Here is a 25,195-nt window from a genome sequence, read left to right as displayed (position 1 = left end):
CATGGAGCAGAACTTGGCCGGACCGGTCGGGGTAGTGAGTTGTGAGCACGTCGATGGGCAGGAGTCGATCAAGCTCCCCGCGAAGTGACCGCAGCGCCTGGCCGGGCGACTTGGCGTGGCGCACGGTCATCAGCCGGGTGTGGTCGGCGTTCGCTGCGAGCGGCACCGCACGGCAGGCTTGCTGAAGCTCTCCGCGTGTGACTGGCCTGGTCAGGATGATCTCAACAGCGTGTTGCCGTCTCATCGCCGGACCGCCTTCCGCGCCTCACCGTCCGGGTGTGGTCGGCGTCCATGGGTAGGAAGCCGAGGGTTCACGTAGGGATGGTGGACGAGCGGGTCGAAGGGCTCCCAGTCGGTCAGTGCGAGATCAGCTGCCGTCGGGGCGGCGGCGTGCTGAGGGCAGCGCTGCGTGCGCCAGCGCAGTTGCTCGGCGTACGGCAGGGAGGAGAGGTCGTAGAGAGCCATCACCTCAGCAGGAAGGGCGAGCTGTCCTTGCGTGGCTGTCGCAGGAACCAGAGTCCAGACACCTGCGGGGCCGTCTGAAGCAAGCATCGTGCGGGTGCAGCGGTCTCGGTGCCGTGTCTGGGCGACGCACCGGATCTCGTCCACGGAGCGTGCGGCGAGGTAGCGGACGTACAGGATCTGGACGATGGGTCTCGCGGGTCGGCAGGCCTCCTGCTGTACCGCCGGCCGTTCCGAGACTGCGGCCGGAATGAAGGCGCCCGCGTTCGTCAGGCGACGCGTGTTCACCGCCAACGCCCGCCGCAGTCCGGTCAGGGTGGGCGCGATGACGGAGGTGGCGCCGCGGGCGGGGCAGATGACGGCGTGGGCCAGTCGGCACCAGGCGCTGCCGTCCCCTGCGGGAAAGGCGAGGCCGGAACTGACGTGCCAGCGGTAGTCAGCGGGGACCTCGGCCACCGGCAACTCCCGCGGATGCAGCCGGACGGGGCAGTCACGAACTCGCTGATACCACTCGACAGGGTTGCCGCACTCGCGGCAACGGTCGCGCTGGGCGCAGCGCAGAAGTCGGGTCGGGCTGTCGGGATCGACACGCAAAGAGCGTCGTCGGCGGCCCTGAACGGAACTACTGTCGCAGTGTCGGCGTGTGGATGATGAGTACATGCGCGTGAAGGTGCCAGGCAACACACCGCGCGAGCGACGCTCAGGCCGATGGGGTCCACCGAACGGCCCCATCTACGGCTACGCACATTCGAGGCATCGACCAAACGTTCGCGTCGACCTACCTGATCGGGTGATCGCCGAGCAGGCCCCGGAAGTCCGTCAGTCGTCCGTCCGTCGGGGCAGTTCGTGACCACGACAGAGGGCACCGAAGAGTTCGTCGAGAGGTGTGCTGAGCGCGTGAGCGAGGGCGTGCCAGGTGTTGAGGGTGCCGACGGTGCGACCTTGCTCGATCTCGATAAGGGTCCTTCTGGCCAGGCCACTCCGGGCGGCCAGCTCGTCGTACGTCCATCCCCTCCCCGCGCGCAGCCGGGCGAGCTCTAGACGCAGAGCGTCGAAGTCCGGATCGGGCGGGAAGATCGTCACCTGACCATCCGACGGTGCAGACACCTGCCCTGTCAGTGCAGACCTCTGCCCTAATTTCCACTGGCGAGCGACTCAGCGGAGGGCAGGGGTCTGCACTAGCGTGTGCGGCTGATCCCAGCCCGACGGGGCCCGCGTGGAAATGACAGGAGGAGCACACGCGCCATGAGGCTCCACTTCACCCATCCTGGAGTGCGGCGCACGTGGACAGTGGAATTGCGCCCACAGCCTGGCGGCCCGGTTCTCGTGTGCCAGCAGTGCACCCACGGCAGCCGACCGCTCGACGGCCCCTCGGCTCGCGCCGAGGCCCTGGCCCACCTGGCCCTGCACGCACGCAGGTCCCCAGTGCCGACACATCTGCGGACATGCCAGTGCCACGAGCGGGGCTGCTGTTGGCACCGCCGCCATCGCGGATGCCAGGGTCCCGTCCGGCTCTTGCTGGCGCGCGAGCGGGGCGGACGGCTGTGGCGACTCACCGACGCGTGCACCGCGTGTGCCGCAGCCACCCCGGAAGCAACCGTGGTCCCCGACGTGATCCTGACCGCCGCGGCTACGACGTCCGGACGAGCAAACACTCGACGGAGGCGATACCCGAAAGGGCCCGACAGCCAGACCCGGGTACGCGAGATGCTCAACTATCTCGCCGCGGCCCTGCCTGCCGAAACGGGAGCCGACGCCCGCATACTCGCTCTGCAGTGTGCACTGCGCATGAACGAATCAGCTCAAGTAAGGCTGCCTCATGGAGTGCTGCGCAGCCTTCGACTCGCATCTGCCACTGATTCGTGGCATGAGCTCAACGAAGCAGGACTTCTGCGCACACTTCCTTCCGACAAGCGCGCAGTTGCAGTTCAGATTCTCGACGCGGGCCTACTCACTCAGCACCCGGCTCGGCCCGACCGGATCCGCGCCGCCGACTGGGCAATGCGCAGCGTCTGCCGCGCACGCGCCAGTTCCATCCCGCTCCTTCAACTCGCCGCCCTGTTCCTCGTCGCCCGCACTACCCGAGGAAGCGATCACGGAATGACAGACATGGACCAGATCGCGCGAGAGTGCGGGCTTCCTGCCGCCGCGCTTCCTTCGCTACTCAACCAGTTGGTGGAGGCCGGGGTCCTCACGACCTGGCATGTGGCACCCGAAGCGGGAGACCTCTCGTGGACGCTGGGACCGAATGGCATTTACCCCGAGTCCGTCACCAATGAAAGCAACTGATTACCCGGGACGCTTACCGATCCGCCGTGTCGGGCGCTGTGTGGCACCATACGTTGCGACGCCGCAATGCCTCAGGCCAGTTGGGACGAGACCTCGTTCCCGGCCGATGTTGTGTTAGCCGTGAAGATGTCACCGCGGGGCGCCTGCCGCTTGCGCAAGCTCAGGGAAAGCTTCCTCCCATACCTCGCGGAGATGGCGGCTCACCAGCCTTCTCAGCACTGGCCATTGCGCGAGCAGCAAGTCCTTGTTGAGGAAACGAATCAGATCCTGGCGCTGCCCTTCGGCAAGCACGATTCGATAGAGACTCATGCACGCCTTGGGCCGCTCGACAGAAAAACTGCTAACTCCGGACCAGACCACATGCAGCGGCAGATCGACGACACCTTGAGAGGGGCCGACGAGTTCGACCAGCGTTCGTGGTAGGCGGTTGCGGTAGCGCGCCCGCAGTACTTCCGCAGGGGAGATCCGGTCGGCGCCTCCGGCGTCTTCCATCAGCTGACCTTCCTCCATGTCGTGGGTCCGAGGGCAAACGACCTCAAGTCGAATCGTCCCTTTGGTCGATCGGCCTCTCCGACCATCGAACCCGCAATCCGCGTGTCGCGGGAGCCGCCGTCGCGCCTTCAGCTGGCCGACCGAACCCGACGACCGCTGGCGCCGGTCATGTTCATGCGCCAGGTCAACATCCTCCTGCTCACTCCGTACCGAAACATCGCCACCTCAGGACTCAGCCCTCTCCTGGCGACGGACCACGCTGCCTCGTTGGTGATCAGCAGGTTGCCGGCCAACCAGTCCGCTTCTTCTTCGATCTCTCCGTCCCAGTGCCGACAACCGCGGACATCGAGCGCCGGACCGGGCGGATGCATCAAGAGCGCATGGGCGATTTCGTGGCCGGTCGAGCTGTTTTGACGCCCCGGGTCGTGGGAGTCGTTCACCCAGATCTGCCGCCGTGTCTCTGCATGCACAGTGAGTGCGCTCACGGCTTCCTGCTCGGTGGTGAGAAGTCGCTCGATCCGAGCGTCGTCCACTATCGCGGAACTGAATGTCTTGACCGGGATCGCCAAGTGTTCAGCGAGCCGTGCCGGCGCAAGCGGCGAGGCGGGGTGCAACCCCAACTCTCTCCGCATCTGCACCGCCAGGCGGTTGGCTTCAGCCTTGAAGCCGTGACGCAACGACATAGGGAGCTCCCCTACTCCGGCTGATCAGTCACCAACTGTTTGTAGGCGACGGCGATCAGGGCTTCGAGAGCTTCCGCAGCCTCAGGCGTGAGGTTGCGGTCGCCCCGCAGATGCGTAGCCACCTTGGTCAGCGTGTCCTGACTACGCGGCTCATCGGTCCGGCGAACAAAGTCGTCCGCGCTCAGGTTCGCCCATGTGACAAGGGCTGCGAGTCCGTCCACGTCCGGCCTGCGCCCCTGGGCCAGCCGCGTCAATGTCGATGCGCTGACGCCTGCTTCCTGAGCTACGTCCTTCCAGAGAAGACCTCGCTCCTGACGCGCGTGGTCCAGGGCCGTGTGAAACGCGACCGCGTCAAACCGTCCTGCTGCATTCCGCTCGCTCATGATCTCCTCCTCTCACCCGCATACTTCCACATCAGGTACCACTTGCGAAAGTCGAAGTGAGACCCTACCCTTCCAATTGCAAGATCGATAGCAGTACCGATCTCGCAATCAGGTAGTTCTCCGATGAATGGTGGTGGCGTCATGGCTACGAACACCGGCAGGAGCTTCCGACGCGGCAGCGTCTCCCGGCGGAGTCAGGTCCTCAATCCCCGGACCGGCACGTGGACGAAGCGCGGCGACAAGGGCCGCTTCATGGGAGGGAAGGCAGGCGGCGCGTTCAAGGGCGTCCGCCGCGAGAAGTAGCAGGTCTCGTGCTGGTGGGAGACGTCCCCCTCGTCTCCCACCAGCGGACAAGGAGGTATCGATGGTTCGCAAAGAATCCCTTGCGCAACTCCTCGACGAAGGACGCCGCAAGATCCAGGTGACCGACGAGGAACTCGACGAGGCCAAGCGCCGCCGCCGACTCCTGGCCGCGTCCGCACGCCGGGCTTTCCCCGGATCGACCACCTACTTCAACGGCAGCGTCGCCCACGGCGACGCCAACACGCCCCTGACCGACGTCGACCTCGGGGTCGTCCTCAGCAAGAAGGACGTCGAGCCGTACGGTCCGGGCAAGAAGAGCGCCCTGCCGCTCATGGAGATCGTCCGTGACGTGATCCATGAAGACCTCGACACGGAGTTCCGGAAGCTGACCGTCGAGGTTGTGGGCCGTCGCCGGGCCGTCCTCGTACGCTTTGGCGACCCCGTCACGCAGGGCCAGGACGACTTCACCGCGGACGTCATGACCGCGCTCCCGCACCCCTCCGGCCGCGGGCTGTACATCCCCAACACGAAGATCGCGGACCAGTGGGACCGCGCCAACCCGACCACGCACACCCAGATGGTGCTCCAGGCCATCACGGACACGAAGGTCGTGTTCGCCCGTACGGTCCGGCTGCTGAAGCACTGGAACTGCACACACAGCAAGCCCATGTGCTCCTGGAACATCAAGGCCCTCGGCCTCGGGTGCCTCGACGAACCCATGCCGCTGATCAACGCGCTCCAGGTCTTCTTCACCTACGCGGCGGACGAGATCGACAAGGGCCCGACACCGGACCCGGCCCACGTGGCCGGGCCCATCCCCCTGAACATGACGCGCCGCGAGGTCCACGAACGCCTGTGCACCGCGCGTGACTACGTCGACCTCGCGATCGAGCACGAGGCAGCCGGACGCCCGCTCAGCGCCCAGCACGCCCTCCACCAGGTCCTCCCCGAGCTCGTCCCGGACGCGGACGCCACGCAGGAGGAAGCCGCCCGGCTGGCATCGACGGTCCGCTCGGGCGGTACGGCCGCCACCGGTTTCGGGCTCGCCGTCGGGCTCGTCACGCCCACCCGGGCCTGGGGAAGCTGAGCCATGCCGTCCTGGTACGGGGTCCAGCCTGTCTGGTGGGCCCCGCTCGAACGCGACGCCCGGCTGCGCTTCGGCTCCGACCTCCGGCACGCGTATCGCCGCGGCTCACTGACGTACGAACTCACCGGACTCGACGTCATCGGCGAGCCCGACCCGATCGACGTCAGCATCAGGTTCTACGAGAACCCGCTCTATCCGACCTACGGCCAGAAGCCCCAGGATTTCCCGCGCGTCCACGCCAATCCGGGGGCTTCCTCAAAGCACCGGTACACCGGCGACGACGCCCTCTGCCTCTGGCACCCGCTCGATCCGGAAGAACGACGGTGGACGAGTTCGAAGGGACTCCTGGACCTCATCGAGATAGTCCGCACACACTTGTTCCTCGAACACTACTGGCGGCTCACCGGCGGTGAGCACGACGGCCAGTGGTTGATTGAGGACGCCCCGCACGGCATGCCGGGGAGTGGTGCATGGAGGTCATCGCGGCGACAGCGGCGACGTGCGGCGCGTGGACCTGGTCCCAGACCACCGCGCTGATCGTCCCGTTCATCGCCGTGTTCGGCGCCTTCCTCACCTACACCCTCAACCAGCGGGCAGTGAGACGGGAGCACCGGGCGAAGACCTTCGCCGAAGCCCTGACCGCGGTCGAGGAGTACCTGGAGATGCCGTACCGCATACGACGCCGCCCGGCGTCCTCGGACCTGGTCCGGCAGCAACTCACGGACGAGGTCAGCAGTCTGCTGGCGCGCATGGCGTTCCACCAGGCATGGCTCCAGATCGAAGCATCGTCCGTCGCAGGGCCGTACGCGACCCTCGTCGCCACGGCCCGCGCCGAAGCCGGCGCACAGATGAGTCTCGCCTGGCAGCAGCCGCCCATCAGGACCGACGAGGGGATGAACCTCGGCTCCGCCTACCCCCGCGACCGATCAACCGCTGCACGAGCAGCCTGCATTGAGGAGATGCGCCGTCACCTCTGAGTAGTGATGGCGATCTTGGTGCCAACTATCCCTCTTTTGTGCCAACTAAAAATCCTCGTCACATCAGGCTAACGCCGGACCCGCGGCATCCCCAGTCCGATCCACGAGATGATCTCGCGCTGGATCTCGTTGTTCCCGCCGCCGAAGGTGAAGATCACCGCCGAGCGGTAGCCGCGCTCCAGCTCGCCGTGCAGGACGGCGCCCGTGGAGCCCTCCTTGAGGACGCCGGGCGCGGCGACGATCTCCATGAGCCAGGCGTACGCGTCCCGGCGGGCCTCGGAGCCGTACACCTTGACCGCGGAGGCGTCCTGCGGGGTGAGGGTGCCCTCCTGGACGGCGTTCACCATCTGCCAGTTCAGGAGCTTCATCGCGTCAAGCCTGGTGTGGGTCCGGGCGAGGCGTCGGCGCACCCAGGGGAGGTCGGCGACGCGACGGCCGTCGGCGAGCTTGGTGTCCATGGCCCAGCGCTGGACGTCGTGCAGGGCGCGGATCGCCATGGTGCCGTGTGCGGCGAGGGTGACGCGTTCGTGGTTGAGCTGGTTGGTGATCAGCCGCCAGCCCTTGTTCTCCTCGCCGACCCGGCGCGAGACGGGGACGCGGATGTTCTCGTAGTAGCTGGCGGTGGTGTCGTGCGAGGCGAGGGTGTTGATGAGGGTGCAGGAGTAGCCGGGGTCGGAGGTCGGCACGAGGAGCATGGTGATGCCCTTGTGGGGTGGGGCGTCCGGGTCGGTGCGCACGGCGAGCCAGACCCAGTCTGCCGTGTCGCCGTTCGTGGTCCAGATCTTCTGCCCGTTGACGACATAGGTGTCGCCGTCCCGCACGGCCTTGGTCTTGAGCGCCGCCAGGTCCGTCCCCGCGTCGGGCTCGCTGTAGCCGATCGCGAAGTCGATCTCACCGGAGAGGATCCTCGGCAGGAAGTACTCCTTCTGCTCCGCGGTGCCGAACCGCATGATCGTCGGGCCGACGGTGTTCAGCGCCATCAGCGGCAGCGGTACGCCCGCCTGGGCGGCCTCGTCGAAGAAGATGAACTGCTCCATCGGGGTCAGCCCGCGCCCGCCGTACTCCGTGGGCCAGCCCACCCCGAGCCAGCCGTCCCTCCCGAGCCGCCGGATCGTCTCGCGGTAGAACCGTTTCTGGGCGGCCGGGTCGTCGTATCGGGCGTAGGCGTGGTCGGGCACCAACTCGGCGAAGTAGCCGCGCAGTTCGGTCCGCAGCCGCTGCTGTTCTGGCGTGTATTCGAGATGCACGGCGCCTCCTGGCTCCCCAAGGCCGGACCTGACGGCGCACACCGTAGAACGTGTTTCAGAAATTGTGAATGCCGAAGACACCGGCGCCCCGACCGCGACCCTCCCGGGGGCCCCTCATCCCGGGAACCCGTCCGAGGCGTCGGCCGGGCGGCCGTACTCCCAGACACGGTCGAACTCGGCCTGGAAGTGCTGGTACCAGTGCCCGTCGCGGTCGGGGCGCAGGGTGAACACGGCGTCCCCGCTGGCCGAGCTGTGGGAGTAGACATCCACATGGATGATGCCGCCCGGTCGCCGCGGGTCCAGCAGTACCAGCCCGAAGGCCGGCACGAACGGCAGGAACCTCACCTCGACCCTGTCCCTCACCCCTGGCTTCTCGAGCAGTTCTCGCAGGAGGTCGATCGAGGTGCGCAGGCGGTTCTGGTACACCTCGGGCCGGTGGGGGATGGTGCTGCGGCGCGCGGCCTCGGCGGGCGCAGTGCCGGAGGGGTCGATGAGCGCGATCCTGATCACGGATCCGGATACGGCTCGACGCTCCAGCTCGTCGATCGAGTTGCGGAGGGTGCGCGCGAGGGTCACTCCGACAATGCCGATGTCCCGTGCCCCACGTATCTGTTGGACGAGTTCCGGCTTGTCGCCGCTGAAGAAGTCCTCCGCCGAGATGTCGCCGGCGGCGCGGGCACGTACCTCCGCCGCCAGCTCGGCGACCTGCCGACGGCTGCCCAGCAGCCCTCCGGCCAGCAGGGCGAGGGTCGCGAGGGTGGCCGCGGCCAGTACCTTGCCGCCGGCCACATCGAGAGCGCCGAGCACGGCCAGGGTCAGCGAGAGCAGCGCCGTGACGTAGATTTCCAGGTTCTCGCCGGAGGAGAGATCGTTCCGAACGCGCCGCAGAAATCGCATGCGGGCCATCGTCCGCACCGCGGCGCCGGTCCGTCAACGAGGCCGTATCCGAACTCCGAGGCGGAGCTCCAGGGATTCAGGCGCGGCTCAGGGTGGCGAGGAAGTCCGTGCAGGCCTGGGCGCACTCCCGGCAGGACTTGGCGCTGTCCTGCCCACCCGGGTGCTCGTCGAAGACGTCCGCGCACTCGCGGCAGACGGTACGGCACCACTCGACCTGGACGCGGATGCCGGCCGTGTCCCGGCGAGCCTCCTCCGCCAGCACACGGCAGGTCGCGTCGCACACCTCCACACACAGAAGGCCTTTACGCCGTACGAGTTCCTGCTCCCGAGGCCCGTCCGGATCCACCGTGCTCGCCCGCAGCGCACAGGCACGGGCGGCCTCGGCGCAGGCCTGCGCACACTCGAAGCGGTCCTCCAGGAATCGGATGAGTTCTTGCTGGGATGTCATTGTCGTCACCGCGAGCGGGTAGCCACGGGAAGGCCCGCCAAACCTGCACCTCAGGGCCCGGCGGCCGCCCTCCGGACCAGCGCCACCCGGTTCAGGTGCACAACTCCGGGTACTCGGGGGCGCATGAGTGCCATGGATACGGAAGGGACCGTGCTCGCCGCGGCCCAGGGCCTGCTGGTCATCGGGCCGCTCACCGTGGGCGTCGCCCTGGTGGCGGTGCTGGTCGGTGTCGTGTGGTGGGGCCGCCGCAAGCGGCAACAGCAACCACCCCCGCCCCGCCCGGAGGAACAGCCCCGCCTGCCCGACAGCGGCCCTGTCCACGAGGTCAGGGAGCACCGCGAGCCCAACGAACTCCCCCCGAGCGAGCACCGACTGACACCCCACGAGTTGAAGCGAACGAACGGCTCCTAGACCCTGGCCGGCGGAGAAGGCCTAGCCGCCCATCGCCTCCGCCGCCTCGCGAGAGATCCGCTCGAACTGGGCGCCCATCGCCTCGGAGAGCGCATGGGCCGCCGAGAGCGGGCGGACCATCACCATCAGGTCGTCGATCCTGCCGTCCTCGTCGAAGTGCAGGAAGTCGCAGCCGTTGAGCTCCTTGTCGCCCACCTTCGCGGTGAAGACGAGCGCGTGGTCGCGACCGTCGGCACCGGCGATCTCGCGTACGTAGCGGAAGTCGGTGAAGACACGGGAGACGCCGCGCAGGATGGCCGCGGTGATGGCCTTGCCCGGGTACGGCTTGAAGGCGACGGGGCTGGTGAACACCACGTCGTCGGCCAGCATCTCCTCGACCGCGGTGAGGTCGCCCGCCTCTACGGCCTTCCGGAAGGGGTGCATCCGAGCCCCGCCTCTCACTCAACTAATTGATTAGGTTACGAACAGAGTAGTTGGGGTGGTGCGCGAGGTCCAGACATTGGAATTCCTATGGCTCTGGCCACTGCCCCTATTGGTCACCTATGTCAGAGCGGCATACCGTCGAGCACATCACCGCGCTGACGCTCTGGGTCCAGAGCGTCAGGGCGTACGACAGGAACAACGGCAACAACCCCCCGCACCCTCGGAGAAACGCACCATGTCGAAGATTCTCTTCGTGATCACCGGCGTCGACCACTGGACGCTCGCCGACGGCACCCGCCACCCGAGCGGCTTCTGGGCCGAGGAGGCCGTCGCCCCGTACGAGGCGTTCGAGGCCGCGGGCCACGAGGTCGTCGTCGCCACGCCGGGCGGCGTCGTACCGACCGTGGACAGGGGGAGCCTGGCTCCCGAGGTCAACGGTGGCCAGGAGGGCGCCGACCGCATCGCGCACGCCCTCGCGTCGATGACCGCGCTCCAGCGGCCGATCAAGCTGGCGGAGGTCGACCTCGCCGACTACGCGGCCGTCTACTACCCCGGCGGCCACGGACCGATGGAGGACCTGGCGGTCGACGCGGACTCCGGCCGGCTGCTCACCCTCGCGCTGGAGTCGGGCAAGCCGCTCGGTGTGGTGTGCCACGGCCCGGCCGCGCTGCTCGCCGCGACGAAGGAGGACGGCAGCAACGCCTTCGCGGGCTACCGGGTCTCCGGGTTCACCAACACCGAGGAGACGCAGGCAGGTCTCGCCGACAAGGCGAAGTGGCTGCTCCAGGACCGGCTCGTCGAGGCGGGCGTCGACTTCCAGGAGGGCGAGCCGTGGGCCCCCAAGGTGGTCGTCGACCGCAACCTGGTCACCGGCCAGAACCCGGCCTCCTCCGCCCCTCTGGCCGTCGAGCTGCTGACGAAGCTGGCCTGACCCTCATGGCCACCGACCGGCTCGATGAGGTCCTCGACGCCGCCTACGACTGCCTGACCAGGTACGGCGTACGACGCACGACGATGGACGACATCGCCTCCACCATGGGCGTGTCCCGGTCGGCGGTCTACCAGTACATCCGCGGCAAGGACGACGCCTTCCGTCTGCTCGCCGGGCGACTGCACGAGCAGGCGCTCGGCCGGGCCCGGGAGGCGGCCGCCGAGTGCGGCGCCCCGCACGCCGAGCGCGTCCGGGGCGTTCTGGCCGCCAAACTCGACCTGGTGCTCCAGCTGGCCGGCGACTCCCCCCACACGGCCGAACTCCTCGACGAGAAGGCCCGGTTGTTCGGGGACATCTGCCACGCGTTCGTCGGGTAGTTGCGGCGCCTGCTGATCAGCCTCTTCGCCGAGGCGGCCGCCCCGACCGGTGTCGAGCCCGCCGAGGCCGCCGACATCTGTCTGGCCCTGGTCGTCGGCCTGGAGTCGTCCCCCGGCGGCCGGCATCTGCTGGCCCCGGCCACCGACGCCCTCCTGACCGGCCTGCTCGGCGGCCGGGGCCTGACATGCGGCGGCTCCCCGGTGGGACCGTGTGGGACGGCGCGGCCCAAGTCCGGCCGGTGCCCGGTGTCCGTCTAGGCGGGCACGCGGTGGGGTTCGTATCCATGCAGGCGCCCCCCGGTGCGGTTCGTGGCCGACCGGCGTGATCGCCAAGTCCCTCCCGGCGCGCGGACGTCGCGGGAGTTCCATGACGACGGTGGCCGTGTCCGGGGCGGGCGCGGAGGCGCTCGCGTCGGAGAGCGGGAAGCCGAAGGGGCCCTAACCCCGCACAGGCGCCGTCGTGCCGCGGACCTCGAGGGCCGGGGCGGTGAGGACGACCTCGCCCGGGCGGGCGGGGTCGGCGATCCGGTCGAGCAGACACTGCGCGGCACGGCGGCCGACGTCATGGCCGGCGCTGTCCACGGTGGTGAGCCACAGGTGCCGCAGCCGTGAGAGGTAGGTGTTGTCGTAGCCGACGAGGGAGAGGTCGCGCGGCACCTGGAGGCCGAGTTCCTCCGCGGCCGAGAGGGCGCCGACACAGGCGATGTCGTTGAACGCGAAGACGGCGGTGGGCCGTTCGCGGGCGCTGAGCAGCCGGACCGTGGCACGGTAGCCGCCCTCCTCGGTCAGGTCCCCCTGCTCCACGACCGCCTCCGCGGCCAGTCCGCGCTCGCGCATGACCGCCTCGAAGCTGCGGCGGCGCAGCTCACCGACCATCCCCCGCCCCGCGATGTGCGCGATCCGGCGGTGGCCGAGGCCGATGAGATGCTCGGTGGCGAGGCGGGCCCCGCGCTCGTCGTCGTTGGCGACCACGTCGACACCGGGCAGCTCGGGCTCCCGGGCGCCCGCGACCACGGTGGGAATCTGCCCGGCCGCCGTCCGCAGCGCCTCGGCGGCTGGCAGGGTGCCGACGGCGATCAGACCGTCGACACGCAGGTCCACGAAGGTACGGGTGAGGTCCTCGCCCAGACGCCGGTTGAGATGACCGTCGGCGAGCAGCATGTGCAGACCTGAGTCGTGCAGCCGGGAGTTCAGACCGTCCAGCAGCTCCACGAACCAGGGGTTGCGCATGTCGTTGAGGAGCACCCCGACCGTACGGGTGCGCCGCTCGCTGAGGCTGCGCGCCGCGGCGTTGGGCCGGTAGCCGAGCTCCTCGACGGCGGCCAGCACGGCCTGCCGCTTCTCGTCACGGACCTGGTCGGAACCGCGCAGCACGAGGGAGACCAGCGACTTCGACACTCCGGCCCGCTCGGCGACGTCGCGAATCGTCGGTGCTCTCATCGTCTGCGTGGCTCCATTCCTGGACCGTTCCATACGGTGGGTGAGCTTGTCAAAGGGGTTGACACCCCGTGCGACTGGCTTCAGTGTGAGGCCGGGAGATATTGGACCGGTCCAAAGAGGGGCAGTCATGGTGCGTTCGCTCGGCGTTGCCGTCGTGGGGTTCGGCTGGATGGGACGGGTGCACACCCAGGCGTACGCCCGCGTGCCCCACCACTTCCCCGGGCTGTCCCTGCGGCCCGAACTGGTCGCCGTCGCCGACGAGGTGCCGGGCCGGGCGGAGCAGGCCGCGGCCCAGTACGGCTTCGCCGCCGCCCACCGCGACTGGCGCGAGGTGGCCGCCGATCCCCGGGTCCAGGCGGTGAGCATCGCCGCGCCGAACTTCCTGCACCGCGAGATCGGCCTCGCCATGGCCGAGGCGGGCAAGCACATCTGGATCGAGAAGCCGGTGGGCCTGACCGCCGAGGACGCCCGCGCCGTGTCGGACGCGGTCACCAAGGCCGGGGTCCAGGGCACGGTGGGCTTCAACTACCGCAATGCCCCGGCCGTCGCCGCCGCCCGCGAACTGATCGCCTCCGGCGAGATCGGCACCGTCACCCATGTCCGCATCCGGCTGTTCAGCGACTACGCGGCCCATCCCGAGGGCGCGCTGACCTGGCGCTTCGAGCGGGAGCGCGGCGGCAGCGGAGTCCTCGGCGACCTGGCCTCGCACGGCGTCGACCTGGCACGCTTCCTGCTCGGCGAGATCGAGGCACTGACCGCCGACACCGCGGTCTTCCTGCCTCTGCGGGCCCGCCCGACCGGCGCCACCGCCGGTCACACCCGCGCGACGGGCGGCGAACTGGGCCCGGTGGAGAACGAGGACTACGTCAACTGTCTGCTGCGCTTCGCCTCCGGTGCGCGGGGCGTGCTGGAGGCCTGCCGGGTCTCGGTGGGCGAGCAGAACAACTACGGCTTCGAGGTGCACGGCACCAAGGGCGCGGTCTTCTGGGACTTCCGGCGCATGGGCGAACTGGGCGTCAGCAGGGGTACGTCGTACCAGGACCAGCCCGTCAGCACGGTGTACGTCGGCCCCGGGGACGGCGAGTACGCGGCCTTCCAGCCGGGCTCCGCGAACAGCATGGGCTACGACGATCTCAAGGTCATCGAGGCCCATCACTTCCTGCGGTCGATCGCGGAGAACACCTCGTACGGCGCGACGCTGGCCGACGCGACGCACAGCGCGGCCGCGCTGGACGCGATGTCCCGCTCCGCCGAGCGGGGCACGTGGGTGCCCCTGGGCTGACGTGGCGGTCGCGGCGGCCGGATCCGTCGTCGCGTCCATGAAGGACGGCTGGGCGACTTTCTGTTATCGGCCGCGTTCCACGGCGTCTCCTGTGCGTAGGCATCCCCGGGCACCGACCGCTAAGGAACCAAGTCAGTGACAGCACAGATCAGTCGCCGGAACATGCTGAAGATCGCCGGCGCGGCCGCGGGCGCCACCATGGCCGGCAGCGCCCTCGCGCCGGCCCCGGCCATGGCGGCGGGCGGTGCCTTCGCGCACCCCGGGATGCTGCACACCCGGGCCGATCAGCACCGCATGGCGACCCGGGTGAAGGCCGGCGCGCAGCCCTGCACGGCCGGCTTCGCCAGGCTGACGGCCAACCGGCATGCCCAGAGCACCTGGACGGCCAACCCCCAGGCGACCGTGTACCGCGGCTCGGGCACACCCGAGAACTACGTCACGCTCTACAACGACATCCACGCCGCCTACCAGAACGCCCTGCGCTGGCACGTCACGGGCATCACCGCGCACGCCGACACCGCCCGTGACATCCTCAACGCCTGGTCGGCCAGGCTGACGAGGCTCGACGGCAGCGCCGACCGGTTCCTCGCCTCGGGTCTGTACGGCTACCAGTTCGCCAACGCGGCCGAGCTCGTCCGCGGCCACGAGGGCTTCGAACTGGGCCGGTTCCAGAAGATGATGCTCGACGTCTTCCACCCGCTGAGCGAGGACTTCCTCGCGCACCACAACGGCTCCTACATCACCAACTACTGGGCCAACTGGGACCTGACGAACATCGCCTCCGTCCTCGCCATCGGCATCCTGTGCGACGACCGGGCGAAGGTCGACCGCGCCGTCGAGTACTCGAGATAGCCTGGAACCAGGGCATCGACCTGTACGGCTACGACGACAGCCGCTTCCTCAAGGGCGCCCAGTACGTCGCCAAGTGGAGCCTGGGCGGAGCCGTGCCCTACACCTCGTACACCCGCAGGAAGGGCGCGCCCGGCATCTGGTCGGGCTCGGAGACCGCGTCCGCCGCGGCGGCCGTCGACCCGGCCATGGCCCGGCCGATCTGGGCCATGATCGCCAACCACTACACCAAGCGCCGGGGGCTGGACGCGCCGCACCTGACGAAGATCGCGGCCCGGTTCGCGCCCGAGGGCGGCGGGGACTACGGCCCCAACAGCGGCGGTTACGATCAACTCGGCTTCGGCTCGTTGGCGTTCACCCGCCCCCGGGCCACCGCCGCCGAGACGACGGCGCCGCCGACGCCCACAACCGGTGCGTCCGGTACGTCGCCCTCCGGCAGCGTGTCCGGTGCGTCACCCTCCGGCGGCGCGTCCGCCACGCCCTCCTCCTCCGCGAGCCCGCTCGGTGGGAAGGGCGGCGACCTGGCCGCGACCGGTTCCTCCGACCTGCCGGCCTGGACCGCCGCCACCGGCGTCGCCGCCCTCGCGGGCGGCTTCCTCCTGCTGCGCCGCCGCGACCGGGCCCGCCGCGACACCGGGGAGTGACGGGCGGGCGAGTGACGGGCGGCCGAGCGCCCGTCGGTCGCGGCCCGCTCAGGTACGGAGCAGCAACTGGAACTCGAAGGCGTACCGCGAGGAACGGTAGATGTGGGTGCCGTACTCGACCGCGCGGCCGGTGTCGTCATAGGCCGTACGCCGCATGGTGAGCAGGGCGGCGCCCGCCGGTTCGTCCAGCCGCTCGGCCTCCTCCGGCGAGGCGGAGCGGGCGCCCACGGATTGACGGGCGCTGTGCAGGGTGATGCCGACGGCACGCATCATGCGGTACAGGCCGGTCGACTCCAGCCGGGCGGTGTCGACGTCCAGCAGCCCTTCCGGGATGTAGTTGCACAGGGCCGCCACGGGCCGGTCATGGGTGAGGCGCAGCCGCTCCACACGGTGCACCGCGCCGCCCTCGGCGATGCCCAGAGCGGCCGCGACCTCGGCGGACGCCGGCTCGACCGCGTTGTGCAGCACCTGGGTCGTGGGACGCTGTCCGGCGTTCTCCAGGTCGTCGTAGAGACTGCTGAGCTCCAGCGGGCGTTTGACCTGGCTGTGCACCACCTGGGTACCCACGCCGCGGCGGCGGACCAGGAACCCCTTGTCGACCAGGTTCTGGATGCCCTGACGGACGGTGGGGCGGGACAGGCCGAGGCGGCCCGCGAGCTCGACCTCGTTGCCCAGCAGGCTGCCCGGGCTCAGCACACCGCGCTGGATCGCGGCCTCCAGCTGCTGGGCGAGCTGGTAGTAGAGCGGTACGGGGCTGTTGCGGTCCAGCGAGAAGTCCAGGCCCACGGGCATGGCGGCCGGTGCTCGTGGGGATCGGGCGGTCCGGCGGACGGGAACCCTTGCCATCGCATCGTCCTGACGGTCGGTCCTGAGGACGGCCGGTGCGGGAACCGAAGTGGTCCGTCCCGCACCGGCCGCCCCTGCGAGTCAGGAGTGGCTGGGGAAGCCGAGGTTGATGCCCGCGTCGGCCGGGTCGGGCCACCGCGTGGTGATCACCTTGCCCTGGGTGTAGAAGGCGATGCCGTCGTTGCCGTAGATGTGCAGGTCGCCGAAGAGGGAGTCCTTCCAGCCGCCGAAGGAGTGGTAACCGACCGGCACCGGGATCGGCACGTTGATGCCGACCATCCCCGCCTGGACCTCCAGTTGGAAGCGGCGGGCGGCGCCGCCGTCCCGGGTGAAGATCGCGGTGCCGTTGCCCCAACGGGATCCGTTGATGAGCTTGATGGCCTCGTCGTAGGTGTCGGCGCGCACCACGCACAGCACCGGGCCGAAGATCTCGTCCTTGTACGCGTCCGCCGTCACCGGGACCTTGTCGAGCAGCGAGACACCGAGGAAGAAGCCTTCCGCGCACTCGGGGTGTCCGTCGACGGAGTAGCCGGTACCGTCGACGACGACCTCGGCGCCCTGGGCCGCCGCGCCGGCGACGTACGACGCCACCTTGTCGCGGTGCTCGCGCGTGATCAGCGGGCCCATCTCGGAGGCGGGGTCGTTGCCGGGGCCGATGCGCAGGTTCTTCGCCCGCTCGGCGATCTTGCCGACCAGCTCGTCGCCGGTGTCGCCGACCGCGACCACGACCGAGACCGCCATACAGCGCTCGCCGGCCGAGCCGTAGGCGGCGTTGATCGCCTGGTCGGCGGCGAAGTCCAGGTCGGCGTCGGGCAGGACGAGCATGTGGTTCTTGGCACCGCCCAGGGCCTGTACGCGCTTGTCGTGCTCGACGCCCTTGAGCTGGATGTACTTGGCGATGGGCGTGGAGCCGACGAAGGAGACCGCGACGACGTCGGGGTGCTCCAGGAGACGGTCCACCGCGACCTTGTCGCCCTGGACGATGTTCAGCACACCGTCCGGCAGCCCGGCCTCGGAGGCCAGTTCGGCGAGCCGGAAGGAGGCCGACGGGTCCTTCTCGCTCGGCTTGAGCACGAAGGCGTTGCCGCAGGCGATGGCGAGCGGGAACATCCACATCGGCACCATGGCGGGGAAGTTGAACGGCGTGATGCCGGCGACGACACCCAGCGGCTGACGGATCGAGGCGACGTCGACCCGGGTCGAGACCTGCGTGGACAGCTCGCCCTTGAGCTTGTCGGCGATGCCGCAGGCCAGTTCGACGATCTCCATGCCGCGGGCGACCTCGCCGAGCGCGTCCGAGTGCACCTTGCCGTGCTCGGCGGTGATCAGCTCGGCGATCTCGTCGCGGTGCGCGTCGAGCAGTTCGCGGAACTTGAAGAGGATCGCCGTGCGCCTGGCGAGCGAGGCGCCGCCCCAACTCTCGTACGCCGATTTGGCGTTGGCGACGGCGGCGTCCACCTCGTCGACCGAGGCGAAGCCGACCTGCTTCTCCTGGGCACCGGTGGCCGGGTTGTAGACGGGTCCGAAGCGTCCGGAGGCGGACTCGACGGGCTTGCCGCCGATCCAGTGGGTGATGGTCTTCATGGTGCGGGGCGCCTTTCGGTGGCGGGGCAGGCGAAGAGGTCGGGATCAGAGGTGGCGGCGGCGGGCGGCGACGTGGCCCTCGTACCGTGCGCGGGCGTGCGACGCGGCGTCGCGGGAGGCGACTTCGGCGACGGGTACGTCCCACCAGGCCTCGGCGGGCGGTGCGGTGGGCGTCGGGTCGGTCTCGACGTACACGCAGGTCGGCCGGTCCGAGGCGCGTGCCGCGGCCAGGGCGTCACGCAGTTCCCGTACGGTCTTGGCGCGGATGACGTCCATGCCGAGGCTCGCGGCGTTGGCGGCGAGGTCCACCGGGAGCGGGGCTCCGGAGAAGGTGCCGTCGGCGGCGCGGTAGCGGTAGGCGGTGCCGAATCGCTCGCCTCCGACCTCCTCGGAGAGGCCGCCGATGGAGGCGTAGCCATGGTTCTGGATCAGGACCAGGTTGACGGGCAGGCCCTCCTGGACGGCGGTGACGATCTCGGTGGGCATCATCAGATAGGTGCCGTCGCCGACCAGCGACCAGACGGGCGTGCCGGGCGCCGCCTGCTGGACGCCGATGCCGGCCGGGATCTCGTAGCCCATGCAGGAGTAGCCGTACTCCAGGTGGTACTGGCGCGGGCCGCGCGCCCGCCACAGCTTGTGCAGGTCGCCGGGGAGCGAGCCGGCCGCGTTGATGACCACGTCGTCGTCGCCGACGACGGCGTCCAGGGCGCCGAGGACCTGTGTCTGGGTGGGTACGGCGGAGTCCTCCGCCCGGTAGGCGGCCTCGACGACCTCCTCCCAACGCGCCTTGCCCGCGCGGTACTCGGCCTCGTACGCCGCGTCGACCCGGTGGCCGGACAGCCCCGTCGCCAGCGCCTGGAGACCGGTCCGCGCGTCCGCGACCAGCGGTCGGGCGGCGAGCTTGTGGGCGTCGAAGGCGGTGATGTTGAGGTTGACCAACCGCACGCCGGGCTGCTGGAACAGCGTGTTGGAGGCGGTGGTGAAGTCCGTGTAGCGGGTGCCGACCCCGATGATCAGGTCGGCGGTGCGGGCGATGTCGTCGCTGACCGCGGTGCCGGTGTGGCCGATGCCGCCGAGGTCGGCGGGGTGGTCGTGACGCAGCGAGCCCTTGCCCGCCTGGGTCGAGGCGACCGGGATGCCGGTGGCGTCGACCAGGGACTTGAGCGCTGCCTCGGCCTCGCTGTGGTGCACTCCCCCGCCGGCGACGATCAGGGGGCGCTCGGCGGCGCGGATCGCCCGTACGGCTTCGGCGAGTTCCAGCGGATCGGGGGCGGGCCTGCGTACGCGCCAGACGCGTTCGGCGAAGAACTCCTCCGGCCAGTCGTACGCCTCCGCCTGCACGTCCTGCGGCAGGGCGAGGGTGACGGCACCGGTGTCGGCCGGGTCGGCCAGCACCCGCATCGCGTTCAGCGCGGCCGGGATCAGCATCTCCGGGCGGGTGATCCGGTCGAAGTGGCGGGAGACCGGGCGCAGTGTGTCGTTGACGGAGACATCGGCCTCGACGGGGTGTTCCAGTTGCTGGAGCAGCGGGTCGGCGGAGCGCGTCGCGAAGTAGTCGCCGGGCAGCAGCAGTACGGGCAGGCGGTTGATCGTCGCGAGGGCGGCGCCGGTGACGAGGTTGGTGGCGCCGGGTCCGATGGACGTGGTCACGGCCTGGGCGGAGAGGCGGTTGAGCTGGCGGGCGTAGCCGACCGCCGCGTGCACCATGGACTGTTCGTTGCGGCCCTGGTGGAAGGGCATGGTGTCCTCGCCGGCCTCCAGGAGGGCCTGGCCGATGCCCGCCACATTGCCGTGGCCGAAGATCCCCCAGGTGCCGGCGATCAGCCGGTGGCGTACGCCGTCGCGCTCGCTGTACTGCGCGGACAGGAAGCGCACCAGCGCCTGGGCTGTCGTCAGACGACGGGTGGTGGTGCTCATCAGGACCTCTCGGGGGCGGTGTAGAGGGGCAGGCGGGGGTCGACCGGCCGCTCCGGCCAGGTGTCACGGATCCAGGCGTGGTCGGGGTGGTCGCAGATCAGCCAGGCGCGGTCGGTGCCGGGGCCCGCCATGACGTTGAGGTAGTACATGTCGTGGCCGGGCACGGCCATGGACGGCCCGTGCCAGCCGTCGGGGATGAGGACGACGTCACCCTCGCGCACCTCGGCCAGCACATCGGTGTTGGCGCCGTGGCCCGAGGGTGAAACGCGCTGGTAGCCGAGGCCGGGCGTGCCCTCGTGGGGGGCGAACTCGAAGTAGTAGATCTCCTCGAGTTCGGACTCCTCGCCGGGCCGGTGCTCGTCGTGCTTGTGCGGCGGGAAGGAGGACCAGTTGCCACCGGGGGTGATCACCTCGACGGCGATCAGCTTGTCGCACTCGAAGACCCCTGCCGCGCCGAAGTTGTTGACCTGGCGGGAGCAGGTGCCGGTGCCGCGCAGTTCGACGGGGACGGAGGAGGCGGGCCCGTAGCGGGCGGGCAGCCGGCGGCTGCAGCGGGCGCCGGTGAGCGCGAACCGGCCGCCGTCGCGCGAGGCGATCGAGACCTGGGCGTCGCGGGGCACGTACGCGAAGTCGCTCACCCCGCTGAAGACGCTCTCGCGCCCGGCGAGCCGGAACGTGTCGCCGCCCACCGCGACGGTGCAGCCGCCCGAGAGCGGGAGCACGATCCACTCGCTGTCGCCGGTGTCGAAGGCGTGCCAGCCACCGGCGGGCAGTTCGAGCACCCGCAGGCTGGAGTGGCCCCAGCCGGCCGACTCGGGACTGACGTCCACGGCGTAGACGTCGGCGGCGGCCTTGCCCGCGGGCAGATGGTGCGTGGTGGTCATCGGAAGTGGCTCCTCTACGGGAATCAGAGCGGGCCTTCGGGAGTAGGCGAGTCGGCTCGGGCGGCTGGGAGTCAGAGCAGGCCGACCGCGGTGTCCACCGCGGTCTCCACACTGCCCTCCGCGGGGTAGAGCAGCGAGCGGCCGACGACCATGCCCTGGACGGTGGGCAGCCGCAGGGCCTTGCGCCATCTCTCGTACGCGCCCTCCTGGTCAGCGCCGACCTCGCCTCCGAGCAGTACGGCGGGCAGGGTGGAGGCCTCCAGCACCTCGGCCATGTCGTCGGGGTCGTCGGTGACCGGGAGCTTGAGCCAGGTGTAGGCCGAGGTGCCACCGAGGCCGGAGGCGATGGCGATGGACCGGGTGACGGCCTCGGCGCTCAGGTCGTTGCGGACCTTGCCGTCCACCCGGCGGGATATGAACGGCTCGACGAACAGCGGCAGTCGGCGGGCGGCCATGTCGTCGATGGCGCGCGCGGTGGTCCCCAGGGTCTCGAGGGAGCCCGGGTCGTCGTAGTCGATCCGCACCAGCAGCTTTCCGGCGTCGAAGCGGAGCCGCTCGATGTCCTCGGCGCGGTGGCCGGTGAAGCGGTCGTCCATCTCGAAGGACGCGCCGGACAGGCCGCCGCGGTTCATGGAGCCCATCACGACCTTGTTCTCCAGGACGCCCAGGAGCAGCAGGTCCTCAAGGATGTCCGCGGTGGCGAGCACGCCGTCCACCCCGGGCCGGCCCAGCGCGACGCAGAGGCGTTCGAGGAGGTCGGCGCGGTTGGCCATGGCCAGGCGGTGCTCGCCGACGCCGAGCGCGCCGCGCGCGGGGTGGTCCGCGGCCACGATCATCAGGCGGCCGCCGTCGCCGATCAGCGGGCGGCGGACCCGGCGGGCGGCCGCTTCGGCGATGGCCTCCGGATGCCGGGCGCGCACCATGGCGAGGTCGGGGATGCTGATGCTCAAGACAGGCTCCGTTCAGGGGGTGGCGTCGGTCAGCCGCGCGCGAGGAGGTCCTCGACCTCGGACTCGGTGGGCATCGCGGAGGAGCAGGCGAGACGGGAGGCGACGAGCGCGCCGGCCGCGTTGGCGTACCGGATGGTCTTCTCCAGCTCCCAGCCGGACAGCAGGCCGTGGCAGAGCGAGCCGCCGAACGCGTCTCCGGCGCCGAGGCCGTTGACAACCTCCACCGGGACCGGCGGGACCTCGGCGACGGTGCCGTCGCGGTGGACGGCCAGGACCCCCTTGGGGCCCTGTTTGACGACGGCGAGTTCCACGCCGGCCGCCAGCAGGGCTTCGGCGCACGCGCGGGGTTCGCGTACGCCGGTGGCGATCTCGCACTCGTCCAGGTTGCCGACGGCGACGGTGGAGTGCCGCAGCGCCTCGGCGTAGTACGGGCGTGCTTCGTCCGGGTCGGACCAGAACATGGGCCGCCAGTCGAGGTCGAAGACGGTGGTGCCGGACTTGGCACGTGCCTTCAGCGCGGCGAGCGTGGCGGAGCGGCTGGGCTCCTCGCTCAGGCCGGTGCCGGTGATCCAGAAGATGCGGGCCGCACGGATCGCGAAGAAGTCCAGCTCGTCGGTCCGGATCTCCAGGTCGGGTGCCTTGGGCCGCCGGTAGAAGTAGAGCGGGAAGTCGTCCGGCGGGAAGATCTCGCAGAACGTGATCGGCGTGGGGTGGGCGTCGACGGGCGTGACCCAGCGGTCGTCGACGCCGAACTCCTTGAGCGCCTGGTGGAGATAGGTGCCGAAGGGATCCTGTCCGGTGCGGGTGATCACCGCGGTGGCCCGGCCCAGGCGTGCGGCGGCCACCGCGACGTTGGCCGCCGAGCCGCCGAGGAACTTCCCGAAGGACTCGACCTGCGCGAGCGGCACACCCGTCTGCAGGGGATACAGATCGACGCCGATACGTCCCATTGTGATGACGTCGAGGGATTCGGCGTCGAAGGATTCAGCGGACTCAGGCATGCGTGACGCTCCTGATGCGTGGGATGCGGGCGGCGGGGCGCCCGGTGCCTCTCAGGTGTAGGACCCACGGCCGTCCCCTGTCAAGACTTTGTACTGACATTCGGACCTGCTCAGGAAATGATGTCCTAACAAAGTATTGACAGGGGGGTGCGTCAGGGTCTTGTATCCCGTCCCAACGAAGCAGCCGCGTCACCCTCATCGCCCCGGACATCCTGTCCGAGCCCCGCACGGGCCCAGCGCCCCGGCGCCGTCCCGTTCCCTTTCCCCTGTCGCACAGTGAGGTGCTGGAAAGATGGACCGCACGTTTCACCCCCGTACCCGCAGAATCGCCCTCGTCGCGACCGCGGCGGCATCCGCGCTGCTCATAGCCGGCTGTTCCAGCAGCTCCGGCGGGAAGAAGGCCGAGGAGAGCGGGGCGGCGGTGTCGGCCGGCAAGGCCGGCACTCCCCGCATGACGGTCGCGCTGGTCACCCACCAGGCACCCGGCGACACGTTCTGGGACATCGTGCGCAAGGGCGCCGAGGCGGCGGCCGCCAAGGACAACGTGAAGCTGGTCTACTCCGCCGACCCGAACGCGGGCAACCAGGCCAACCTGGTCCAGAACGCCATCGACCAGAAGGTCGACGGCATCGCGCTCACCCTCGCCAAGCCGGATGCCATGAAGGACGTCATAAGCAAGGCGACGTCGGCCAAGATCCCCGTGGTCGGCCTCAACTCGGGCGTCAGCGACTGGCAGAAGCTGGGCCTCATGGAGTTCTTCGGCCAGGACGAGACGGTCGCGGGTGAGGCGCTCGGCAAGAAGCTGAACTCGGAAGGCGCGAAGAAGGCCGTCTGTGTGATCCAGGAGCAGGGCAACATCGGACTCACCCAGCGCTGTGACGGGGTGAAGAAGACCTTCAGCGGTACGACGGAGACCCTGTACGTCAACGGCACCGACATGCCGTCCGTGAAGTCGACGATCACCGCCAAGCTCAAGCAGGACAGCGCCATCGACTACGTCGTCACCCTCGGCGCCCCGTACGCCCTGACCGCGGTGCAGTCGGTGAGCGACGCCGGCAGCAAGGCGAAGATCGCCACGTTCGACCTCAACAAGGACCTGACCGGCGCCATCAGCAAGGGCACGATCCAGTTCGCGGTCGACCAGCAGCCCTATCTCCAGGGCTACCTGGCGGTCGACTCGCTGTGGCTCTACAAGACGAACGGCAACTACAGCGGCGGCGGGGAGCAGCCGATCCTGACGGGGCCGGCCTTCGTCGACAAGTCCAACGTCGACGCCGTCGCCCAGTTCGCCGCGAAGGGCACCCGGTGATGAGCATGGCCCAACAGGCTGAGCCGGCGGTGACCACACCGCCGGCCCCCGGCCCCAAGGAGACCGACGGCCGGACCGCGCAGCGCTCCCTGACGCTGCGGCTGCTCGCCCGGCCCGAGGTCGGCGTCTTCCTCGGCGCCGTGGCGGTGTTCGTCTTCTTCCTGATCGCCGCGCCGTCGGTACGCTCCGGCAGCTCGATGGCGACCGTGCTCTACCAGTCGTCGACGATCGGGATCATGGCGCTGCCGGTGGCCCTGCTGATGATCGGCGGCGAGTTCGACCTGTCGGCCGGCGTCGCCGTGATCACCTCGGCGCTCACCGCGAGCATGATCAGCTACCAACTGACCATGAACGTCTGGGTGGGTGTGATCGTCGCGCTCGTCGTCTCGCTGGCGGTCGGCGCGTTCAACGGCTGGATGATGGTCCGCACCGGGCTACCGAGCTTCCTGGTCACGCTCGGCACCTTCCTGATCCTGCAAGGCGTCAACCTCGCGGTGACCAAGCTGATCACCGGGAACGTCGCGACCGACGACATCAGCACCATGGACGGCTTCGACCAGGCGAAGAAGATCTTCGCCTCCTCCTTCGACGTCGGCGGCGTCCAGGTGAAGATCACCGTCGTGTGGTGGCTGGTCTTCGCGGCCATCGCCACCTGGGTCCTGCTCCGCACCAAGTACGGCAACTGGATCTTCGCCGTCGGCGGCAACCAGGACAGCGCCCGCGCGGTCGGCGTACCGGTCACCTTCACCAAGATCACGCTCTTCATGCTCGTCGGCTTCGGCGCCTGGTTCATCGGCATGCACCAGCTGTTCTCCTTCAACACCGTGCAGTCCGGCGAGGGAGTCGGCCAGGAACTCATCTACATCGCCGCGGCGGTGATCGGCGGCTGTCTGCTGACCGGCGGCTACGGCTCCGCGATCGGACCGGTCTTCGGCGCCTTCATGTTCGGCATGGTCAACCAGGGCATCGTGTACGCGGGCTGGAACCCCGACTGGTTCAAGGCCTTCCTCGGCGTGATGCTGCTCGGCGCCACGCTCATCAATCTGTGGGTCCGCCGCGCGGCGACCCGGAGGTGAACC

Annotated in this window: 28 protein-coding genes and 1 pseudogene; 13 read left to right on the top strand and 16 right to left on the bottom strand. The window is 69.6% G+C overall.

Going from position 1 to position 25,195, the window contains the following annotated elements; translation table 11 throughout:
- Positions 1–240: 240 nt before the first annotated feature.
- Together ACIQTP_RS17980 and ACIQTP_RS17975 are read right to left on the bottom strand one after the other, a co-directional pair.
- Complete coding sequence (locus ACIQTP_RS17980) at positions 241–1,122, bottom strand: DUF6083 domain-containing protein (protein WP_403400884.1); 882 nt, start codon at positions 1,120–1,122, stop codon at positions 241–243.
- A gap of 159 nt (positions 1,123–1,281) precedes the next feature.
- Positions 1,282–1,545, bottom strand: coding sequence for a helix-turn-helix transcriptional regulator (locus ACIQTP_RS17975; protein WP_403400882.1), 264 nt, complete (start codon positions 1,543–1,545; stop codon positions 1,282–1,284).
- Between the two features lie 624 nt (positions 1,546–2,169).
- On the opposite strand from ACIQTP_RS17975, the gene ACIQTP_RS17970 reads away from it, so the two are divergent.
- Positions 2,170–2,751 (top strand): hypothetical protein, encoded by a 582-nt coding sequence (locus tag ACIQTP_RS17970; RefSeq protein WP_403400880.1) that lies wholly within the window; start codon positions 2,170–2,172, stop codon positions 2,749–2,751.
- A 129-nt stretch (positions 2,752–2,880) separates the two neighbouring features.
- Here the strand turns inward: ACIQTP_RS17970 and ACIQTP_RS17965 are convergent, their stop codons facing one another.
- From ACIQTP_RS17965 to ACIQTP_RS17955, 3 genes are all read right to left on the bottom strand, one after another.
- Positions 2,881–3,261, bottom strand: coding sequence for a hypothetical protein (locus tag ACIQTP_RS17965; RefSeq protein ID WP_403400878.1), 381 nt, complete (start codon positions 3,259–3,261; stop codon positions 2,881–2,883).
- Between the two features lie 110 nt (positions 3,262–3,371).
- Positions 3,372–3,926 carry an ImmA/IrrE family metallo-endopeptidase gene (locus ACIQTP_RS17960; protein ID WP_403400876.1) on the bottom strand — a complete coding sequence of 185 codons (555 nt, stop codon included), beginning with the start codon at positions 3,924–3,926 and terminating at the stop codon, positions 3,372–3,374.
- Positions 3,927–3,937: 11 nt separating this feature from the next.
- Positions 3,938–4,309, bottom strand: a complete 372-nt coding sequence (locus ACIQTP_RS17955) for a helix-turn-helix domain-containing protein (RefSeq protein ID WP_403400874.1) — start codon at positions 4,307–4,309, stop codon at positions 3,938–3,940.
- A gap of 141 nt (positions 4,310–4,450) precedes the next feature.
- Here ACIQTP_RS17955 and ACIQTP_RS17950 point away from each other — a divergent pair, with 141 nt between their 5' ends.
- From ACIQTP_RS17950 to ACIQTP_RS17935, 4 genes are all read left to right on the top strand, one after another.
- Positions 4,451–4,612, top strand: coding sequence for a hypothetical protein (locus tag ACIQTP_RS17950; protein ID WP_403400872.1), 162 nt, complete (start codon positions 4,451–4,453; stop codon positions 4,610–4,612).
- 61 nt (positions 4,613–4,673) lie between these two features.
- The gene (locus ACIQTP_RS17945) at positions 4,674–5,699 is read left to right on the top strand and encodes a hypothetical protein (RefSeq protein ID WP_403400870.1); all 1,026 of its coding nucleotides are present in this window, start codon (positions 4,674–4,676) and stop codon (positions 5,697–5,699) included.
- A gap of 3 nt (positions 5,700–5,702) precedes the next feature.
- Positions 5,703–6,236: a hypothetical protein gene (locus tag ACIQTP_RS17940; protein WP_403400868.1), complete on the top strand. Its 534-nt coding sequence runs from the start codon at positions 5,703–5,705 to the stop codon at positions 6,234–6,236.
- Positions 6,170–6,676, top strand: coding sequence for a hypothetical protein (locus ACIQTP_RS17935; RefSeq protein ID WP_403400866.1), 507 nt, complete (start codon positions 6,170–6,172; stop codon positions 6,674–6,676). Before ACIQTP_RS17940 ends, ACIQTP_RS17935 begins: the two co-directional genes overlap by 67 nt.
- Before the next feature lie 68 nt (positions 6,677–6,744).
- On the opposite strand, the gene ACIQTP_RS17930 is transcribed toward ACIQTP_RS17935, so the two are convergent.
- The 3 genes from ACIQTP_RS17930 to ACIQTP_RS17920 form a co-directional block, all read right to left on the bottom strand.
- A complete protein-coding gene (locus ACIQTP_RS17930; protein WP_403400864.1) occupies positions 6,745–7,923 on the bottom strand; it encodes an acyl-CoA dehydrogenase family protein in 1,179 nt (392 codons plus the stop codon).
- Positions 7,924–8,037: 114 nt separating this feature from the next.
- Positions 8,038–8,820 carry a hypothetical protein gene (locus tag ACIQTP_RS17925; RefSeq protein ID WP_403400862.1) on the bottom strand — a complete coding sequence of 261 codons (783 nt, stop codon included), beginning with the start codon at positions 8,818–8,820 and terminating at the stop codon, positions 8,038–8,040.
- A gap of 76 nt (positions 8,821–8,896) precedes the next feature.
- Positions 8,897–9,277, bottom strand: a complete 381-nt coding sequence (locus ACIQTP_RS17920; RefSeq protein WP_403400860.1) for a ferredoxin — start codon at positions 9,275–9,277, stop codon at positions 8,897–8,899.
- A 114-nt stretch (positions 9,278–9,391) separates the two neighbouring features.
- Here ACIQTP_RS17920 and ACIQTP_RS17915 point away from each other — a divergent pair, with 114 nt between their 5' ends.
- On the top strand, positions 9,392–9,679 hold the full coding sequence (locus ACIQTP_RS17915) for a DUF6479 family protein (RefSeq protein ID WP_403400858.1): 288 nt from the start codon (positions 9,392–9,394) through the stop codon (positions 9,677–9,679).
- A 21-nt stretch (positions 9,680–9,700) separates the two neighbouring features.
- Here the strand turns inward: ACIQTP_RS17915 and ACIQTP_RS17910 are convergent, their stop codons facing one another.
- Positions 9,701–10,102, bottom strand: coding sequence for a nuclear transport factor 2 family protein (locus ACIQTP_RS17910; RefSeq protein WP_060897588.1), 402 nt, complete (start codon positions 10,100–10,102; stop codon positions 9,701–9,703).
- Positions 10,103–10,337: 235 nt separating this feature from the next.
- On the opposite strand from ACIQTP_RS17910, the gene ACIQTP_RS17905 reads away from it, so the two are divergent.
- From ACIQTP_RS17905 to ACIQTP_RS17895, 3 genes are read left to right on the top strand one after another with little or no spacing between them, the layout of a single operon-like run.
- On the top strand, positions 10,338–11,033 hold the full coding sequence (locus ACIQTP_RS17905; protein ID WP_403400856.1) for a type 1 glutamine amidotransferase domain-containing protein: 696 nt from the start codon (positions 10,338–10,340) through the stop codon (positions 11,031–11,033).
- 5 nt (positions 11,034–11,038) lie between these two features.
- Positions 11,039–11,410 carry a TetR/AcrR family transcriptional regulator gene (locus tag ACIQTP_RS17900; RefSeq protein WP_403400854.1) on the top strand — a complete coding sequence of 124 codons (372 nt, stop codon included), beginning with the start codon at positions 11,039–11,041 and terminating at the stop codon, positions 11,408–11,410.
- On the top strand, positions 11,411–11,668 hold the full coding sequence (locus tag ACIQTP_RS17895; protein ID WP_403400852.1) for a hypothetical protein: 258 nt from the start codon (positions 11,411–11,413) through the stop codon (positions 11,666–11,668). It begins immediately after the preceding gene.
- Between the two features lie 180 nt (positions 11,669–11,848).
- Here the strand turns inward: ACIQTP_RS17895 and ACIQTP_RS17890 are convergent, their stop codons facing one another.
- Positions 11,849–12,850 carry a LacI family DNA-binding transcriptional regulator gene (locus ACIQTP_RS17890; protein ID WP_402040070.1) on the bottom strand — a complete coding sequence of 334 codons (1,002 nt, stop codon included), beginning with the start codon at positions 12,848–12,850 and terminating at the stop codon, positions 11,849–11,851.
- A 127-nt stretch (positions 12,851–12,977) separates the two neighbouring features.
- Between ACIQTP_RS17890 and ACIQTP_RS17885 the strand changes: the two genes are divergently transcribed.
- Both ACIQTP_RS17885 and ACIQTP_RS17880 read left to right on the top strand, forming a co-directional pair.
- The gene (locus ACIQTP_RS17885; protein ID WP_403400850.1) at positions 12,978–14,132 is read left to right on the top strand and encodes a Gfo/Idh/MocA family protein; all 1,155 of its coding nucleotides are present in this window, start codon (positions 12,978–12,980) and stop codon (positions 14,130–14,132) included.
- A gap of 162 nt (positions 14,133–14,294) precedes the next feature.
- A pseudogene (locus ACIQTP_RS17880) lies at positions 14,295–15,625 on the top strand (Tat pathway signal sequence domain protein).
- A gap of 48 nt (positions 15,626–15,673) precedes the next feature.
- Here ACIQTP_RS17880 and ACIQTP_RS17875 read toward each other — a convergent pair.
- The 6 genes from ACIQTP_RS17875 to iolC all read right to left on the bottom strand — a co-directional run bounded on the left by ACIQTP_RS17875 (position 15,674) and on the right by iolC (position 22,807).
- A complete protein-coding gene (locus ACIQTP_RS17875; protein ID WP_402040064.1) occupies positions 15,674–16,417 on the bottom strand; it encodes a GntR family transcriptional regulator in 744 nt (247 codons plus the stop codon).
- Positions 16,418–16,552: 135 nt separating this feature from the next.
- Positions 16,553–18,055 carry a CoA-acylating methylmalonate-semialdehyde dehydrogenase gene (locus ACIQTP_RS17870; protein WP_403400847.1) on the bottom strand — a complete coding sequence of 501 codons (1,503 nt, stop codon included), beginning with the start codon at positions 18,053–18,055 and terminating at the stop codon, positions 16,553–16,555.
- A gap of 45 nt (positions 18,056–18,100) precedes the next feature.
- Positions 18,101–19,972, bottom strand: coding sequence for a 3D-(3,5/4)-trihydroxycyclohexane-1,2-dione acylhydrolase (decyclizing) (gene iolD, locus ACIQTP_RS17865; protein ID WP_403400845.1), 1,872 nt, complete (start codon positions 19,970–19,972; stop codon positions 18,101–18,103).
- Entirely contained in the window at positions 19,972–20,856 is an 885-nt protein-coding gene (gene iolB, locus ACIQTP_RS17860) for a 5-deoxy-glucuronate isomerase (protein WP_403400843.1), read from the bottom strand. Before iolB ends, iolD begins: the two co-directional genes overlap by 1 nt.
- A gap of 71 nt (positions 20,857–20,927) precedes the next feature.
- A complete protein-coding gene (locus ACIQTP_RS17855; RefSeq protein ID WP_403400841.1) occupies positions 20,928–21,806 on the bottom strand; it encodes a deoxyribose-phosphate aldolase in 879 nt (292 codons plus the stop codon).
- 29 nt (positions 21,807–21,835) lie between these two features.
- The gene (gene iolC, locus ACIQTP_RS17850) at positions 21,836–22,807 is read right to left on the bottom strand and encodes a 5-dehydro-2-deoxygluconokinase (RefSeq protein WP_403400839.1); all 972 of its coding nucleotides are present in this window, start codon (positions 22,805–22,807) and stop codon (positions 21,836–21,838) included.
- Positions 22,808–23,099: 292 nt separating this feature from the next.
- Here iolC and ACIQTP_RS17845 point away from each other — a divergent pair, with 292 nt between their 5' ends.
- Together ACIQTP_RS17845 and ACIQTP_RS17840 are read left to right on the top strand one after the other, a co-directional pair.
- Positions 23,100–24,116: a sugar ABC transporter substrate-binding protein gene (locus ACIQTP_RS17845; protein ID WP_403400837.1), complete on the top strand. Its 1,017-nt coding sequence runs from the start codon at positions 23,100–23,102 to the stop codon at positions 24,114–24,116.
- Entirely contained in the window at positions 24,116–25,192 is a 1,077-nt protein-coding gene (locus tag ACIQTP_RS17840) for an ABC transporter permease (protein ID WP_402040044.1), read from the top strand. Before ACIQTP_RS17845 ends, ACIQTP_RS17840 begins: the two co-directional genes overlap by 1 nt.
- The last annotated feature ends 3 nt before the right edge of the window (positions 25,193–25,195 follow it).

Origin of the sequence: Streptomyces sp. NPDC090798 (genome assembly GCF_044768965.1) — a bacterium.
Classification (GTDB): Bacteria; Actinomycetota; Actinomycetes; order Streptomycetales; family Streptomycetaceae; genus Streptomyces.
This window is presented reverse-complemented; position numbering and strand designations above follow the sequence as displayed.

Bases quoted from the DNA above. Each gene is read 5' to 3' on its own strand.
- iolD (WP_403400845.1), bottom strand. From the start codon at position 19,972: ATGAGCACCACCACCCGTCGTCTGACGACAGCCCAGGCGCTGGTGCGC.
- ACIQTP_RS17960 (WP_403400876.1), bottom strand. From the start codon at position 3,926: ATGTCGTTGCGTCACGGCTTCAAGGCTGAAGCCAACCGCCTGGCGGTG.
- ACIQTP_RS17950 (WP_403400872.1), top strand. From the start codon at position 4,451: ATGGCTACGAACACCGGCAGGAGCTTCCGACGCGGCAGCGTCTCCCGG.
- ACIQTP_RS17915 (WP_403400858.1), top strand. From the start codon at position 9,392: ATGAGTGCCATGGATACGGAAGGGACCGTGCTCGCCGCGGCCCAGGGC.
- ACIQTP_RS17875 (WP_402040064.1), bottom strand. From the start codon at position 16,417: ATGCCCGTGGGCCTGGACTTCTCGCTGGACCGCAACAGCCCCGTACCG.
- ACIQTP_RS17840 (WP_402040044.1), top strand. From the start codon at position 24,116: ATGAGCATGGCCCAACAGGCTGAGCCGGCGGTGACCACACCGCCGGCC.
- iolB (WP_403400843.1), bottom strand. From the start codon at position 20,856: ATGACCACCACGCACCATCTGCCCGCGGGCAAGGCCGCCGCCGACGTC.
- ACIQTP_RS17965 (WP_403400878.1), bottom strand. From the start codon at position 3,261: ATGGAGGAAGGTCAGCTGATGGAAGACGCCGGAGGCGCCGACCGGATC.
- ACIQTP_RS17940 (WP_403400868.1), top strand. From the start codon at position 5,703: ATGCCGTCCTGGTACGGGGTCCAGCCTGTCTGGTGGGCCCCGCTCGAA.
- ACIQTP_RS17980 (WP_403400884.1), bottom strand. From the start codon at position 1,122: ATGTACTCATCATCCACACGCCGACACTGCGACAGTAGTTCCGTTCAG.
- ACIQTP_RS17945 (WP_403400870.1), top strand. From the start codon at position 4,674: ATGGTTCGCAAAGAATCCCTTGCGCAACTCCTCGACGAAGGACGCCGC.
- ACIQTP_RS17905 (WP_403400856.1), top strand. From the start codon at position 10,338: ATGTCGAAGATTCTCTTCGTGATCACCGGCGTCGACCACTGGACGCTC.
- ACIQTP_RS17910 (WP_060897588.1), bottom strand. From the start codon at position 10,102: ATGCACCCCTTCCGGAAGGCCGTAGAGGCGGGCGACCTCACCGCGGTC.
- ACIQTP_RS17955 (WP_403400874.1), bottom strand. From the start codon at position 4,309: ATGAGCGAGCGGAATGCAGCAGGACGGTTTGACGCGGTCGCGTTTCAC.
- ACIQTP_RS17890 (WP_402040070.1), bottom strand. From the start codon at position 12,850: ATGAGAGCACCGACGATTCGCGACGTCGCCGAGCGGGCCGGAGTGTCG.
- ACIQTP_RS17935 (WP_403400866.1), top strand. From the start codon at position 6,170: ATGGAGGTCATCGCGGCGACAGCGGCGACGTGCGGCGCGTGGACCTGG.
- iolC (WP_403400839.1), bottom strand. From the start codon at position 22,807: ATGCCTGAGTCCGCTGAATCCTTCGACGCCGAATCCCTCGACGTCATC.
- ACIQTP_RS17925 (WP_403400862.1), bottom strand. From the start codon at position 8,820: ATGCGATTTCTGCGGCGCGTTCGGAACGATCTCTCCTCCGGCGAGAAC.
- ACIQTP_RS17970 (WP_403400880.1), top strand. From the start codon at position 2,170: ATGCTCAACTATCTCGCCGCGGCCCTGCCTGCCGAAACGGGAGCCGAC.
- ACIQTP_RS17845 (WP_403400837.1), top strand. From the start codon at position 23,100: ATGGACCGCACGTTTCACCCCCGTACCCGCAGAATCGCCCTCGTCGCG.
- ACIQTP_RS17885 (WP_403400850.1), top strand. From the start codon at position 12,978: ATGGTGCGTTCGCTCGGCGTTGCCGTCGTGGGGTTCGGCTGGATGGGA.
- ACIQTP_RS17900 (WP_403400854.1), top strand. From the start codon at position 11,039: ATGGCCACCGACCGGCTCGATGAGGTCCTCGACGCCGCCTACGACTGC.
- ACIQTP_RS17870 (WP_403400847.1), bottom strand. From the start codon at position 18,055: ATGAAGACCATCACCCACTGGATCGGCGGCAAGCCCGTCGAGTCCGCC.